General features: G+C 53.0%; 15 protein-coding genes. 6 read left to right on the top strand and 9 right to left on the bottom strand.

Annotation, left to right across the window (positions count from 1 at the left end; genetic code table 11):
• Positions 1–22 precede the first annotated feature (22 nt).
• The 4 genes from SIB73_RS04825 (at position 23) to SIB73_RS04840 (ending at position 4,155) form a co-directional block, all read left to right on the top strand.
• Positions 23–700, top strand: coding sequence for a hypothetical protein (locus tag SIB73_RS04825; protein ID WP_413402484.1), 678 nt, complete (start codon positions 23–25; stop codon positions 698–700).
• 51 nt (positions 701–751) lie between these two features.
• Positions 752–2,080 (top strand): O-acetylhomoserine aminocarboxypropyltransferase/cysteine synthase family protein, encoded by a 1,329-nt coding sequence (locus SIB73_RS04830; protein ID WP_413402482.1) that lies wholly within the window; start codon positions 752–754, stop codon positions 2,078–2,080.
• Between the two features lie 16 nt (positions 2,081–2,096).
• The gene (locus tag SIB73_RS04835) at positions 2,097–2,990 is read left to right on the top strand and encodes a homoserine O-succinyltransferase (RefSeq protein ID WP_413402481.1); all 894 of its coding nucleotides are present in this window, start codon (positions 2,097–2,099) and stop codon (positions 2,988–2,990) included.
• 622 nt (positions 2,991–3,612) lie between these two features.
• Entirely contained in the window at positions 3,613–4,155 is a 543-nt protein-coding gene (locus tag SIB73_RS04840) for a hypothetical protein (protein WP_413402479.1), read from the top strand.
• Between the two features lie 182 nt (positions 4,156–4,337).
• On the opposite strand, the gene SIB73_RS04845 is transcribed toward SIB73_RS04840, so the two are convergent.
• On the bottom strand, positions 4,338–4,709 hold the full coding sequence (locus tag SIB73_RS04845; RefSeq protein WP_413402477.1) for a tetratricopeptide repeat protein: 372 nt from the start codon (positions 4,707–4,709) through the stop codon (positions 4,338–4,340).
• A gap of 245 nt (positions 4,710–4,954) precedes the next feature.
• On the bottom strand, positions 4,955–5,389 hold the full coding sequence (locus tag SIB73_RS04850; RefSeq protein ID WP_413402476.1) for a hypothetical protein: 435 nt from the start codon (positions 5,387–5,389) through the stop codon (positions 4,955–4,957).
• A gap of 134 nt (positions 5,390–5,523) precedes the next feature.
• Between SIB73_RS04850 and SIB73_RS04855 the strand changes: the two genes are divergently transcribed.
• A complete protein-coding gene (locus tag SIB73_RS04855) occupies positions 5,524–5,751 on the top strand; it encodes a hypothetical protein (RefSeq protein WP_413402475.1) in 228 nt (75 codons plus the stop codon).
• 757 nt (positions 5,752–6,508) lie between these two features.
• On the opposite strand, the gene ccsB is transcribed toward SIB73_RS04855, so the two are convergent.
• The 7 genes from ccsB to SIB73_RS04890 all read right to left on the bottom strand — a co-directional run bounded on the left by ccsB (position 6,509) and on the right by SIB73_RS04890 (position 13,023).
• On the bottom strand, positions 6,509–7,465 hold the full coding sequence (gene ccsB, locus SIB73_RS04860) for a c-type cytochrome biogenesis protein CcsB (protein ID WP_413402473.1): 957 nt from the start codon (positions 7,463–7,465) through the stop codon (positions 6,509–6,511).
• Between the two features lie 49 nt (positions 7,466–7,514).
• A complete protein-coding gene (locus tag SIB73_RS04865; RefSeq protein ID WP_413402471.1) occupies positions 7,515–8,645 on the bottom strand; it encodes an LptF/LptG family permease in 1,131 nt (376 codons plus the stop codon).
• A 32-nt stretch (positions 8,646–8,677) separates the two neighbouring features.
• Positions 8,678–9,406 (bottom strand): LPS export ABC transporter ATP-binding protein, encoded by a 729-nt coding sequence (lptB, locus tag SIB73_RS04870; protein WP_413402469.1) that lies wholly within the window; start codon positions 9,404–9,406, stop codon positions 8,678–8,680.
• On the bottom strand, positions 9,403–9,789 hold the full coding sequence (locus tag SIB73_RS04875; RefSeq protein WP_413406415.1) for an LptA/OstA family protein: 387 nt from the start codon (positions 9,787–9,789) through the stop codon (positions 9,403–9,405). The genes lptB and SIB73_RS04875 overlap by 4 nt, the downstream gene beginning before the upstream one ends.
• 123 nt (positions 9,790–9,912) lie before the next feature.
• Positions 9,913–10,272 carry a DUF309 domain-containing protein gene (locus tag SIB73_RS04880; RefSeq protein ID WP_413402467.1) on the bottom strand — a complete coding sequence of 120 codons (360 nt, stop codon included), beginning with the start codon at positions 10,270–10,272 and terminating at the stop codon, positions 9,913–9,915.
• Entirely contained in the window at positions 10,269–12,071 is a 1,803-nt protein-coding gene (gene typA, locus SIB73_RS04885; protein WP_413402465.1) for a translational GTPase TypA, read from the bottom strand. Before typA ends, SIB73_RS04880 begins: the two co-directional genes overlap by 4 nt.
• A gap of 199 nt (positions 12,072–12,270) precedes the next feature.
• Positions 12,271–13,023 (bottom strand): M15 family metallopeptidase, encoded by a 753-nt coding sequence (locus SIB73_RS04890; RefSeq protein ID WP_413402463.1) that lies wholly within the window; start codon positions 13,021–13,023, stop codon positions 12,271–12,273.
• 107 nt (positions 13,024–13,130) lie between these two features.
• On the opposite strand from SIB73_RS04890, the gene chlP reads away from it, so the two are divergent.
• Positions 13,131–14,504, top strand: a complete 1,374-nt coding sequence (chlP, locus tag SIB73_RS04895) for a geranylgeranyl reductase (protein WP_413402462.1) — start codon at positions 13,131–13,133, stop codon at positions 14,502–14,504.
• Positions 14,505–14,527 lie beyond the last annotated feature (23 nt).

The following is a 14,527-nucleotide window of genomic DNA, read 5'->3' on the forward strand; positions in this document are numbered from 1 at the left end:
GCATCACGACTGAACAAGCTGCGTGGCCAAAGAACTCACCCATCGCGCCGATGAACTGGCCGGTCTCGGCTGGTCTGCTGAGGATGTGAATCGCTACGCCGAACTCTGGGAGTACCGACAGCGCTGGGGAGCCATGAACCTGGAACGTGAGGATCGTCTGTTTCTGCGCAAAGCCGAAGCGGCTCTGCCGGTTTTGGCAACGGGCAAGGCAGCGGTCAAAAAGAACACCCAGGACAAGTCTTATTACCGCTGGCTGCGTTTCCACCTGGACGCAATGACTGCAGCTCAATCCGAAATGGCTTTGGCCGATGGAGCTCAGGGAGCCTGGCCGATTCTTCTGGAGGAGGAGCTGCGGCTGCTCGATCATTACCAACCCGTTCTTGGTCTTCCAGACACGATCAAGGCCAAAAACTTTGATGCCTTCAGGGAACTGATGGCTGAACAGGCGGCGGGACTTTCCGACGAAGGCATGCAGCTGAAAACCCATGACTTTCAGGCGGCGCTCACGGACCTGAAGGAGAAGGAAAACAGCAAGTGGCGCCACCTGCGCGAACAGAGCGGAGATCAGCCCTATCCCATTCTTCTTGGCGAAAACGTCAACACGTTCCGCGCCGAGGTTCGCGAGCAGTTGACTCCACTGCTGCGACAGACCCTTCCATCCCTGGCCGAGACCGACAAGCCTGAACCCGGCGCTGACTGAGGTCGCGCGTTCGCCGCGCAGCTAGAAAAGGGTGACTTCCCTGCCATCTCTGTGACGGATCAGCGCTTTGAGACCCTGCAACTTCACGCGGGACAGGTCCCTGATCCAACTACGAATGCAAGGGCGGTACCGATCTACCAGACCAGCTCCTACGTCTTCAACGACGCTGAACATGGCGCCAATCTCTTCGGTCTGAAGGAGTTCGGGAACATTTACACCCGATTGATGAACCCGACGACGGATGTCTTCGAAAAGCGGGTGGCAGCACTTGAGGGAGGAATCGCAGCGCTCGCCACAGCCTCCGGACAGTCGGCACAGTTCCTGGCCATCACGAACTGCATGCAGGCCGGGGACAATTTTGTGTCCACCTCATTCCTCTATGGAGGCACCTACAACCAGTTCAAGGTTCAGTTCCCCAGGCTTGGGATCAACGTTCGATTTGCCGAAGGTGATGACGTCGCCAGTTTTGCTGCACAGATCGATGACAGCACCAAGGCCATCTACGTGGAAGCCATGGGCAACCCACGCTTCAACATCCCTGATTTCGAGGGACTCTCCTCCCTGGCCAGGGAGCGTGGCATCCCGCTGATCGTGGACAACACGCTCGGAGCCTGCGGTGCCTTGCTGCGACCGATCGAGCATGGTGCGGACGTGGTTGTGGAGAGTGCAACCAAATGGATCGGTGGCCACGGAACCAGTTTGGGCGGTGTGATTGTGGATGCTGGCACCTTCAACTGGGGCAACGGCAAATTTCCGTTGATGAGCCAGCCAAGTGCTGCCTATCACGGCCTTGTCCACTGGGACGCGTTCGGATTCGGCAGTGACATCTGCAAGATGCTGGGGTTGCCCGATACCCGAAATATTGCCTTCGCTCTGCGAGCACGGGTCGAAGGCCTGCGTGACTGGGGTCCGGCTGTGAGTCCCTTCAACAGCTTCCTTCTGCTTCAGGGTCTCGAAACACTCAGCCTGCGCGTTGAGCGCCATGCGCAGAACGCGATGGAACTGGCCCAGTGGCTGCAGCAGCATCCAAAAGTGACCAGCGTCAGCTATCCGGGATTGCCGGGTGATCCTTATCACCAAGCGGCCAAGAAATACCTCACAGACCGAGGCATGGGGTGCATGTTGATGTTCTCGCTCAAGGGCGGCTATGACGACGCAGTGCGCTTCATTGACAGCCTGAAACTGGCGAGTCATCTGGCCAATGTTGGAGATGCGAAGACGCTGGTGATTCATCCGGCATCTACCACTCACCAGCAGCTCAGTGAAAGTGAACAGGCTTCTGCGGGTGTGACGCCAACGATGGTCAGGGTGTCGGTGGGTCTTGAACACATCGATGACATCAAGGCCGACTTCGATCAGGCGCTGACATCCGGGGCGTGATCGGAGAGGGTTTGACATGGCTCTGATCCTCCCGGCCAACTACCACAAGATCACAGCCGTTGAGCGGAATCGAATTTCCTGGATCAAACCTGAACAGGCAGAACGTCAGGACATCCGACCATTGAGGATCGGAATTCTGAACATCATGCCCCTGGGAAAACAGTATGAATTCAATCTGTTGCATCCACTGGGACTGTCGGTGCTTCAGATCGAACCGATTTGGATTCGGCTGCAAACCCATGCCTACAAAAGCTGGGATCGTTCCCACCTTGACGGCCTTTACAAGAGCTGGGATGAGGCCAATGACAATGGTCCCCTGGATGGACTGATCATCACGGGTGCTCCTGTTGAACATCTTGAATTTGAAGACGTCACGTATTGGCCGGAATTCTCGAAGCTGGTTGAGGAAGCACGTGTGAGCTGTGCCAGCACCCTTGGACTGTGCTGGGCTGGATTTGCTTTGGCTTATCTATCTGGAGTCCGCAAAGTGCCACTTCAACAGAAACTGTTTGGGGTGTTTCCAATGCGCAGTCTTGTACCAGGTCACTCGTTGATGGGTACTCAGAATGACCAGTTCCTCTGCCCGCAGAGTCGCTACGCAACACTTCCGGACACTGCCATGGAGGCGGCCCAACGGCAGGGAAAACTAAGGTTGCTCGCTCATGGAGAATCAGTTGGGTACACAATTTTCGAGACACCGGATCAGCGACAGCTGATGCATCTGGGCCATCCTGAATACAACGTGGACAGAATCCTTGCGGAAATGGAACGAGACAAGGCACGTGGTGACGTTCCACCACCACTGAACTTTGATGCAGATCACCCCCAGACGCTCTGGAGATCCCATAGGAATCTTCTCTTTCAACAATGGTTATGGTTTTGCTATCAACGTGTCAGTTTTCAAGCGTAATCAAGACCACAGTCATCAATGCATCCTCTTGAAATACTCAGTCGCTGGCGTCGACGATGGTTCGGATGGCTTCCGTCGCATAAAAATTGGGAACCATCAGCCCAGGATGTTTGGCCTGAGCAGGAGGATGACTGGTTGTTGGAACCGATCAATCCACAGGAAGCGAAGGCACTGTTTCCACATCTAAGCGAAGAACGGGCAATCCTGCAGTACCAGAAAATGCGATTACACATCCGTGAACAAACCAAACGCGGCTTCTAAGCTGAAGCAAATGAATTCAATTCAATTAAAAAGATATTCAGTTGTTGGCATTTCGAGGGGCAGGAATCAAAACAAATCCCTCGTCAAAACAAAAAAATTATGATCCTAATCCTGAATCCATTGATTGAAAAGTTCGGTGCCATGCTTCAGGAACAGTGTGCTGGTAGCGTCATAACAACAAATACACGGACTGGGTCTCAGATAGAGTGAATCAATGATCACTTTTATACACGGATCGATTCAACATCAAATATGAAGTAAATTTTGCGAGTAAACACGGGAGTCGCGAGGCCAGGATAATCAATGGCTTTACCTTCAGTCCAACCCACGCCCGCTGGATTGGATTCGCCATAATCTTCTTATGATTAAAACACTTACGAAATTCCTTGGCCCTCTGCTTGCAATTGCAGGTGTGCTTGGTTTAACGGGCTCCTCAATTCTCTGGAACTTCCAGGGCCGTAATCTTGGAATTCCAGCTACGGCAGTGTCGCTGCTACTTCTGGCTGTGGGAGTGGTGCTGTTGCGCCCGCTGCAGCCAGCCGCAGCTGCAAAAATAAACGAAATCCCTGAAGTTGAAGCCGTCGTGGCGGATTCCAAGACCACAGGTGATCAAGCCTCAGAAAAACAGTCACCTCAAGATGACCAAATAACGCTACCTGAAGCTGAAAAAATTGAAAACGGTACTCCAGAGACAACAGTTCCCAGCAGACCTTCATTAACGACGGCCGAAGCGATTGCCGCAGAGCTTGCCGAAGCGGAATTGAACAAACCAGTTCCAGTTCTCGTTAATTTTGCTCCGGATGCTCTACGGCCGGGAAATTCACTACGTCCTAACAAGCGTCAGCCTGGTAGCAACTTGTCGGGTTTTCGAGATATGGCGTCAGACCTCTTTAAGAGCAATTAAATCAATCATTTAAATTAATCAAACAATTTAATTTTTATCAGTGCTGTATATACTAACTGCAATCTTTTCACTCATTACTTTCACCAATATACCAATCCACCACATATAATTGCATTTATCTATCCACAGTATTTTCTCAGAAAAACCTTCGATCCTTTATTCCCTAATTTTATTGATTGTTTCTAATCAAGGCAAGCATTCTGTATGTCATTAACCATTTCCATTTCCATTGCCATTGCACGGTTGAAGTAAGCTGAGCCATCTTCAGAGTTCAGCTGAATAGCCACGTCAAAATCATGTATGGCCGAAGCTACATCTCCTGAACGCGCTTTGGCAATACCACGACTTCCATAGGATTCAGTTCTGTTTGAATCAAGTTCTATCGACTTACTGTAATCAACGATGGAACCCTCAAAATCACCATACTTTGCTTTGGCAACACCACGATATTGGTATGCAGATGCATTATCGGGATCAATTGCAATCACCTTATTGAATTCAATCACAGCACCACGATAATCACCAGATTGAGACTTTTCCAGTCCAAGTGCCAAGGAAGTTTCAATTGAGACAGCGAAAAAAAGGGGTGGGGGTGGGTGGGGGGTATAAAAGAAAAAGGCAAAATAAGAGTATAAAAATAAATTGTAAAAGCTTTGCCGAAAACGGCACTATGGCAAGTCTTACGTAACTGATTTGGATCAGTGATTGCCTCCAATCAAATTGGCAATAGTTGCAATCAAAAAAACTTTTTCATCTAAGTCAATTCGCAAAATTTATCTGAATAATTTAAAAGCTTAACTTATTTTGCTTGCGTAATTTGCTGATGATCTATCAATATTAATTTCCAATCATTTGGATCATATTCACCATCTCCGAACATAACACTCGAGGCTTCGTCCAAGCAAGAGGCCTCCACCTCCACTGTTTGTTCAATCCGCTGATTCAGGAAAGAATAAATATGGCCCTCTTCGTAATAAGCGAAAGGCTTGGTCGGCATCATTGAGTCAGGAAGCCATTCGTCGCGTTCAATAATTTTCCTTGAAATATCATCAATCATTTTCACAGCCTCAAGATCACCATCCTCTAAATAACCTTTCCTGTTCATTTCTGCCCACTTATCATTATCCTCCATATAAAGAACATAATTTTGTTCGTCCACACTCTCTCGCATCAAGCAGAATTTTTGTTGTGAAAAAACAAAATCAAAAGACTGAAGCTTGTTATTTTCAATCATAATTTGCAGCGATTAAAACTGTATTGGATTGGCCATCAAGACTTCCCCTATTGTAATGTATACGCTGCAAGGAACCTCCTGGGGAAACGAATTGATTCCTTTCAAGTCAATGAACAATTGATTGCCTGAAAGCCATGGCCAATTCAAGACCGACTGGTGGCTGCTACATCATCAATATCAATGACGGCAACCTGTTAATTGAAGTCGTTGCATTGGCGAACTATGCAGATGCACTACGTGAATTCAATCGAATCATTGAAATGGGTTCTTTTGGCCGATGGAAAGAAGTTTACTTAGAGGGGCAAGATAGAGCAGGTCAATTTATTGATGTTTATTTAATTCACTATTTTGATCAAAAGTGAATGCTGCCTAAGGCAGAATCAATTCAGTAGCAAGTAAATTCGATAACATTCAATTTTCATCCCTGGGAGCGATTCATGAGTGGTGAGATCAAAATTGCGTACAATCTTCCTAGGCCTGAAGCAGAACAATTATTGTCCATGCTGATTTTGGTACGAATGGGGGAAGACAGTTCAAACAGAAAAGTTAATACTGCTAGCAGTACGGGGTGGATGAGTGCTCACCGACTGGCACTAGTATAAGGATCTCACTGATGAACAGAGAAATCTGTATGAAGAGCTTGTGCAGATTGAAACGGAGATTTTTTTGAGCCCTCGTGACTGTAAACAACTTGTCAAGGGTCTTACCAGGATAGGTATCAAGACACCGAAACAATTAAGAGAGTGGTTTACAGCCTTGGCCGAAGCTGAGAAAGACTGACAAAGAAATGAAGAGAAATTAAATGTACATAATCATTAAAATCAAGCACAACTTTACTTACAATAAAAACTTCCCATAACGAGAATGGATTTCAAATATATTTCAACCGAAGAGTGCGCCTTTAAAATTCGTCGCAATGAGGACACAGTACTACCAACGATATTCATTTAATTCGCCACAACTTTGCACACATCTTGCAACAAATTGTTCGAATTTGCCTAGGTATTTTTCAATATTTATTCATAAATAGTGAATCAGCCTGCCAGCTGATTGTGGCGCTATATAAGAGTTGAACACACGCCTCCGACGCAGTAACAAAGAATAATTCAATATTGAAATTTATTCAAAGAACCAGCCATAACTGTGCAAACCGATACCCAACAAATTTACTCCGATGTAACACACGACAATCACCACCAATCCAGAAGCAGCAACCAATGCTGGCCTCCGTCCTTGCCATCCACGACTGAGACGGGTATGGAGATAGGCGGCATACACAAGCCAACAGATCAGAGCCCAGGTTTCCTTTGGATCCCAGCTCCACCAACTTCCCCAGGCTTCATTCGCCCAGACGGCACCGCTGATGATGCCAACAGTGAGTAATAGAAACCCCACAGTGATTGTGCGATAGCTCAGGCTGTCGAGCTGTTCAGTGCGACTGAAATGGATTGATGACAGCTGAATTTCAGGGGGATTCTGGACGGCAACGCTGCCTTCAGCAGCCAGAACTCTGGTCTTCCGATACGCACCTGTTCCAATGGAACTGCTGCGAAGCTCGAGCTCTTCACCACGGTCCGTCAACAGCACGGCAACCGACAGCAGCGACCCCACCATGAGAGCCGCATAGCTGACCATGATCACACTCACATGCATCACCAGCCAACTGCTGCGCAAAGCTGGTACAAGAGGAGAAGCTTGCTGCAGCTGATCAGGAAGGGCAAAACTCGCAAAAGCGATACAGCCAAGTCCCATCGGTGTGGCTGCAGCGGCAACCAGAGGCGATGACCAGTTGCGCTCAACCAGGAGCTGGGTGAGCGTGCAGGCCCAGGCCAGGAAGCAAAGCGATTCGTAAAGATTGCTGATCGGAAAATGTCCGGATTGCCACCAGCGCAGGACGAGCTGAGCTGTGAGCAACAGATTGGAGAGAGCGATCAGCGAACGCACTCCGCTGGAGCTTCGTCCATTGGACAGAGCCCAGAAACTCCAGGGGAGAGCCACCAGAAGAAAGGCAAAGGCCATCAGACCCAGAAGCAGGACGGGTTCCGAAACGATCGCTTCCAGACCGGAAAACCCCATCAAAAACCTCAGGAAGAAGACTCACTGACGTTAATTGTGGCGTTCTGACTCATCGACTGGCCTGCCTGAGCAGAAAACCACCACCAGCAAGGGAGATCAGCACAGGACTCCATGCAGCCAGCAGAGGTGGAAGGGTGCCCTTCACGCCCAGTGAACTGAAACTGAAACCAAGCAGGTAATACACAAGGATCATCACGACACTGATTCCAAATCCCTGGCTGCGACTGGTTCGGTTGTTCGGTTTGGCACCCAGACTCGCTCCGATCAGGCCGAAGACAAGACACGCCATTGGCAGCGTGAATTTCTCCTGAATCCGAACCTGCAGTTTTCTCGCTCCCTTGACATCACCGGCGTTCTCAAGCAGCTGCTCAGCCTGCAGAGCTTCAGCCACTGTCATGTTGTTGGCATCCTTCGGCAGCTTGGCAATCCTGATCGGTGCCGTGGAGAATGGGTACATGTAACGGTCGAAATCAGCCGACGTTGTGCTCCCAGACGGCGTCAGCGTCAGGATCTGACCGTTGAAAAATTCCCACTTCGCTTCCTGCTCATTCCACTGACCTCTTTCAGCGAGCAACATCTGGGTGAAACCGACCCTTGAGAAATCGAGCAAAGTGACTCGGGTCATCGTTCCGTTCTGAAACCGGCTCGCGTAGAAAAGCTGGAGCAGACCCTTGCTGGATGAGCCATCAGGCTCCTCGACCCGTCCAAAACGGGGATAGATGATGTTGTCACCTTTCTCGGTTGCGATCGCCTTGCCGAGAGCCCTTCGCAAGGTCACCTCAGCGGAACGATTGCTGCGCGGTACAAGCACGTCGTTGAACAGAAACGTGAGACCTGACATCAACAAAGCCAGCACCAGTGCGGGAATGATCATGCGAGTGGCTGTCACTCCTACGCTGCGCAGTGCCGTGAGTTCACTGTTGGTGGAGAGACGGCCGTAAGCAAGCAATGTGGCAAGCAGGGTGGCCATCGGGAAGGAAAGCACCAGAAAGCTGGGCAGTCGTTGCAACAGCACCTGAACGGCGATCAGCACAGGGAGATTGGATTCAACGATCTGACGAACCAGTTCGAACAGAACCCCAACCGACAGTGAAAGCACCGTGAACAGGGCGACCGCAAACACAAGGGGGCCGATCAGCTCACTGAGAAGCCAGCGATCAAGAAGCGGAATCCTGCGCATGAGCGCATGAATCCGTTGCGTTGCATTCGCGATCACAGCTGGAAACCCTCTCCGAGGTAGTGAAGGCGCACCAGTGGATCCGACGCCACCTGATCCGAGAGTCCGGAAGCCAAAACACTGCCATCCGTGAGGATGTAGGCCCTGTCGGTGATGGCCAGTGTTTCCCTCACATTGTGATCGGTGATCAGAATTCCCATTCCCCGTTGACGCAGTGCCTGAATCAGTTGCTGCAGGTCGGCGACAGCAAGTGGATCCACACCGGCGAACGGCTCGTCCAGCAGCAGGTATCGCGGTCCCTCAAGGCCAACCGCCAACGCGCGGGCCACCTCGCAACGGCGACGTTCACCTCCGGAAAGCTGAAATCCTTTGCGATTCAGAAACGGCTGCAGATGGAAATCGTCAATCAGTTGATGCAGGCGTTCTCGTGCCTGGGCTTTGGCCAGACCGGTCTGGGACAGCACAAGTTCCAGGTTCTCCCTCACAGTCAACTGCCTGAAAACACTCGGTTCCTGAGGCAGATAGCCGATCCCGAGCCTTGCCCTCTGAGGCATCGAGAGGCTGGCGACTGGATGTCCATCCATCAGGACCTCTCCCTGATCAGGCTTGAGCAGACCGATCACGAGATTGAAACTTGTTGTTTTACCGGCTCCGTTCGGGCCCAGCAGGCCGATCACTTCGCCCGGTTCGAGCGTCAGCGTGAGGTCTTTGACCAGAGGGCGACCTCCCAGGGCGAGAGAAACCCGATTGAGACTGAGACTCATGGTGTCAGTGGTGTCTGCGCAGGCTGATCTGGGCGAAGGATCATGGTTGCCCGAACCTGCCCTCCACTCTGCGGAAGAGCCACAGCCCGTTCGTCCTCAAGGTCGTAGGTCACACGCTCGGCCCTCAGTGTGTTGCCATCCTCCTGAACAACATCGACATCGCCGCTGAGCACCAGGCGACCTTCGCGGCTGAAGTACTGGGCCTGACGTGACGTGGCGACCATTCCGCGGGTGGGATAGACGATGCGGACATTGCCGATCGCGGTGACCACACCCGTGACGTTGTCAGCCGTCTGGCTGTCGGATTCAATGGTGATCAGGCCGTCGTCGGTGGTTGGAGTCTCAAGGGGTGCAACGACCTCCTGTGCCAGAGATGGTGAGATAAGGGCTAGAGCAAGCCCTGCACACCAGATCACGGAACTGCGAAGCAGGATCTTCGATCGCTGAAACGATGGAAACACGATCGGTCGTGGTGCGGTGAAAGGGATGAGCCATGGTCCCACGAATCACTCAGCAGCAAGCAGCCGCGGTGGCGGTAGGACCTCCGGGTCAGAGCCGGACTGGAGGGCATCCAGACGGTCGGCCACAGCCGTGTGCAACGCTGTGAGATCAAGCCCCAGAGCACTGGGCAGAGAAGGGCGAAGTCGCCCTATACCCTCACCAAGAAGGATGGTTGCACCGTTGGTGTTGCCGCGTTCAAGGTGAACATGAGCCACAGCGATCTGAACGAACGCCTGAATCAGCTTTCGCTCGGGATCGATCTGCTCATGCCAGATCTCTTCGAAAGCATCATGTGCTTCGTACCAGGCTCCGGAATTGAACAGTTCAAGAGCCTCGGGGAAACGGGGATCGTCGACCGCGCTCAACGTTTGGCCATCTTCTTCGCAGGCAGTTTGCGCAAGCGAATCGACTCAGGAGTCACTTCAAGCATTTCGCCTGGGCCGATGTATTCGAGCGCGCGCTCCAGGGTCATCTGCACGGGAGCCTGGAGGGTGTCGAGCTCCTCAGCACCAGCGGATCGCATGTTGGTGAGCTGCTTCGACTTGCAGACATTGATCTCGAGATCCTGAGGGCGATTGTTCTCGCCGATGATCATGCCCTTGTAGACCTTGGTTCCAGGAGCGATGAAGAACTGACCGCGATCTTCGGCGTTCTTGAGGGCGTAGAAGGTGGCGGTGCCCTCTTCGAATGCGATCAGCACGCCGTTGCGGCGGGTATCGAATTCACCCGTCATCGGCCGATATTCAAAGAAGGAATGGCTCATGATTCCTTCACCGCGGGTGGCGCGGATGAATTCACCGCGGAAACCGATCAGGCCACGGGAGGGCACCACGAATTCCAGTTGGGTGCGGCCATCGGAACTGGTTTCCATGTTCTGCATTTCAGCCTTGCGGGTTCCCAGCTTTTCGATACAGCTGCCAACAGCGGCTTCGGGCACGTCCATCACCAAAGTCTCGACAGGCTCGCAGGGTGTGCCATCGATGGTCCTGAAAATCACCTGAGGCTGAGACACCTGGAATTCGTACCCTTCGCGACGCATGGTTTCAATGAGGATGCCTAGGTGAAGTTCACCGCGACCACTCACTGCAAAACGATCGGGAGAATCCGTGTCTTCAACCCGCAGGGCCACGTTGGTGAGTAGTTCTCGCTGGAGACGGTCGCGCACCTGACGGCTGGTCACGAACTTGCCTTCCTTTCCGGCGAAGGGTGAGTCGTTGACCACGAAGGTCATCTGCAGGGTCGGCTCATCAACCTTGATCAAAGGCAGTGCCTTGGGTTCATCCGGACAGGCGATCGTTTCGCCGATGTTGACCTCGTCGAAACCGGCCACGGCCACCAGATCACCGGCACTCGCTTCAGCGATTTCAACGCGCTGCAGACCTTCAAAACCGAGCAGTTTGCTGATCCGGCCCTTCTTGAGGTTGCCGTCATCCTTGATCAGAACGGCATTCTGCCCCTGCTTGATCACACCGTTGTGCACACGGCCGATGATGATCCGTCCAAGGAAATCGGAATAATCGAGGGTGGTGATCTGAAGCTGCAGAGGCTTGGTGGCATCCCCGACCGGGGGCGGAACATGGCGGAGGATCGCATCGAAGAGCGGACGCATGGTGTCGCTCTCGGTTTTCATGTCTGGCTTGGCGAAACCTCCGAGGCCACTTCCGAACAGATAGGGGAAATCACATTGGTCATCGTCGGCGCCCAGCTCCAGAAACAGATCCAGCACCTTGTCGACAGCCGTCTCAGGATCAACCCGAGCACGGTCGATCTTGTTGACGAACACGATGGGACGCAGACCCTGCTCCAGCGCTTTTTTCAGCACAAAACGGGTCTGAGGCATGGGACCTTCATTGGCATCAACGATCAGAAGGCAACCGTCCACCATGCCGAGCACCCGCTCAACCTCACCGCCGAAATCAGCGTGACCAGGGGTGTCAACAATATTGATGCGGGTGTCGTTGTAAGTGACAGCCGTGTTTTTGGAAAGAATGGTGATTCCGCGCTCACGTTCCAGGTCGTTGGAATCCATGACGCAGGTGGGAACTGCCTCGTTGTCACGGAAAATGCCTGACTGGGCCAGCAGTGAGTCGACCAGGGTCGTTTTTCCATGGTCAACGTGGGCGATGATCGCGATGTTGCGAATCGCCTTTTGCTGGGCGCTCATAGGGTCAGTAGGGGGCGGAATGTCTCTGGACGCCCGCAGGCGCAGACGACGCACCATATCTCAACGTGAGATCGTTTCGGGTCGATGTGGACGGTCTGGCTCAAGAAAGAAGCGGATCAGAATCCGCTCAGCGGTGCAAATCACCTGGCCTGATCAACAGAGCGATCAGCGGCGTTGCAGTCAGAGACATTGAAGTCGATCAGCCGCCATTGGCGAGTCGGCGTGCAGGCTCGAACCTGCGCAAGGCATCCGCTGACCCTTCAAAACGCCAGTGCCACGGCTCGTAACTGACACCCTGCGAATTCACAGCAGGAAAGGAGAGGGTGAAGTGATAGCTGGCGGCATGATCCTGAAGCCAGCTGAAAGCGGCGGTTCGCTCAAACGCAGCGGACAGATTCGTTGCCGGATCGGCCCCATCTCCGAGATCGACCGCATAGCCGGTGCTGTGTTCGGAATAACCAGGAGGAGCCGACACCTTGGCGCGCTCCGCAGCTGTTTGATTGCGCTCGGATTTGACGTCGAAAAAAATACTTTTCTGCAGCTCCTGAGAGCGATAACCGCTCAGCAATCTCAGGTCAACCCCATCAGCTGCGGCCGCCCGACGCATCGCATCGAGGGACAGTGCTGCATCTCGATGCAATTCAATGCCAGCCTCCACCGGCACCAGTTGATCCACAAGGGCCTCCGGGTAGGGGAAATGGCCCAGGAGGCGGCCATCCTGACCAGGCTGTTCGTCAATGCCCTCAATCACCTGGATTCTGGTCCGATCAGGAAGAAGTTCCGGAACGAACAGAACTGCCGCGAGAGACAGAGAGAACAGAGCTCCGCAGCTGAGCAGAAGCCCCAACCCACTCCCCCGCCTGGGTTGGGAAGAACGTCTGCGGCGTGCGATGGGGATGTCATCGCGGCTGCTGTCACGCTTCCTGCTGCGGGTGACGACAGCCCGGGACAAAAGAACACTTCAAAGTTGTTTCGATCGTAAGGGGGTGCGCCAGTGCTGGCAGCGAAAGAACAGTTCGCGGTGTAGCTTCGATTTAGAGTCCAGCGGAGTGTGCTGAGATGCTGAGAGTTGCCGTCATCGGAGGAGGTCCGAGCGGATCATGCGCGGCCGAAGTGCTAGCAAAAGCCGGCATCAGCACATGGTTGTTCGAACGCAAACTCGACAACGCCAAGCCATGCGGAGGCGCCATCCCCCTCTGCATGGTTGAGGAATTCGAGCTGCCCGAATCGATCATTGATCGAAAAGTCCGCAATATGAAGATGATTTCCCCCTCCAACAAGGAGGTGGACATCAGGCTTGATCCGCTTGGCTACGACAACGATGCCTACATCGGCATGTGTCGACGCGAGGTTTTCGACGCCTTTCTGCGCAACCGCTCCGCCGATCTCGGAGCGACACTCGTGAACGCGCTCGTACAGAGGATTGACACCGGTACCAATCGACAGGGGCCCTACACCCTGCATTACGCCGACTTCAGTGACGGTGGTCCCACAGGAGAGATGAAAACCCTTGAAGTGGATCTGATCATTGGCGCGGACGGTGCCAATTCCCGCGTTGCCAAGGCCATGGATGCCGGCGATTACAACGTGGCCATCGCTTTCCAGGAACGCATCAAGCTTCCTGCTGAGGAGATGACCTACTACGAGGATCTCGCCGAGATGTATGTCGGCACCGATGTCTCCCCTGACTTCTATGCATGGGTCTTCCCCAAGTTCGACCACGTGGCTGTGGGTACAGGAACGATGCAGCAGAACCAGTCGCTGATCAAAGGCCTGCAGAAAGGAATCCGTGAACGTGCGCGCAAACGTTTGTTCAAAGGGGAGGTCATCAAGGTCGAAGCCCATCCCATCCCCGAACACCCCCGTCCAAGACGCGTCGTGGGTCGTATGGCACTGGTGGGCGATGCCGCGGGCTATGTCACCAAGAGCTCCGGCGAGGGGATTTACTTCGCTGCCAAGAGTGGGCGGATGTGTGCGGAAGCCATCGTGGAGATCTCAGCGAATGGAAGCCGAATTCCCACTGAGAAGCAGATCAAGTCGACCTACCTGAAGCGCTGGGACCGGAAGTACGGCGCCACGTATGCGGTGCTCGACATTCTCCAGAGGATTTTCTACCGGAACGATGCCGCCAGGGAAGCCTTCGTGGAGATGTGCGATGACCGTGATGTGCAGAAACTCACCTTTGACAGCTATCTGTACAAGCGAGTGGTGATGATGAATCCCTGGCAACAGGTCAAACTCACCCTTCGAACTGTTGGAAGCCTGTTGCGAGGTCAGGCCCTTGCTCCATCCAACTACGGGTCCGTGCCATCAGCTGTAGGACGCTCCGATGGTGACTTCCTGGCTGAGGAAGCGGCCCAGGCGATCAAATCGCAGTCCGGCGAAGACTCCACTTCAAGCAGTGAAGAGCGCTCAAAAGTCACCAGCAGCTGACTCCATCAGCTGCTGAGCTCAAT

This window comes from Synechococcus sp. MIT S9509 (assembly GCF_047303035.1).
Lineage (GTDB): Bacteria > Cyanobacteriota > Cyanobacteriia > PCC-6307 > Cyanobiaceae > Synechococcus_C.

Bases quoted from the DNA above. Each gene is read 5' to 3' on its own strand.
- SIB73_RS04835 (WP_413402481.1), top strand. From the start codon at position 2,097: ATGGCTCTGATCCTCCCGGCCAACTACCACAAGATCACAGCCGTTGAG.
- SIB73_RS04840 (WP_413402479.1), top strand. From the start codon at position 3,613: ATGATTAAAACACTTACGAAATTCCTTGGCCCTCTGCTTGCAATTGCA.
- SIB73_RS04850 (WP_413402476.1), bottom strand. From the start codon at position 5,389: ATGATTGAAAATAACAAGCTTCAGTCTTTTGATTTTGTTTTTTCACAA.
- SIB73_RS04855 (WP_413402475.1), top strand. From the start codon at position 5,524: ATGGCCAATTCAAGACCGACTGGTGGCTGCTACATCATCAATATCAAT.
- ccsB (WP_413402473.1), bottom strand. From the start codon at position 7,465: ATGGGGTTTTCCGGTCTGGAAGCGATCGTTTCGGAACCCGTCCTGCTT.
- SIB73_RS04865 (WP_413402471.1), bottom strand. From the start codon at position 8,645: ATGCGCAGGATTCCGCTTCTTGATCGCTGGCTTCTCAGTGAGCTGATC.
- lptB (WP_413402469.1), bottom strand. From the start codon at position 9,406: ATGAGTCTCAGTCTCAATCGGGTTTCTCTCGCCCTGGGAGGTCGCCCT.
- typA (WP_413402465.1), bottom strand. From the start codon at position 12,071: ATGAGCGCCCAGCAAAAGGCGATTCGCAACATCGCGATCATCGCCCAC.
- chlP (WP_413402462.1), top strand. From the start codon at position 13,131: ATGCTGAGAGTTGCCGTCATCGGAGGAGGTCCGAGCGGATCATGCGCG.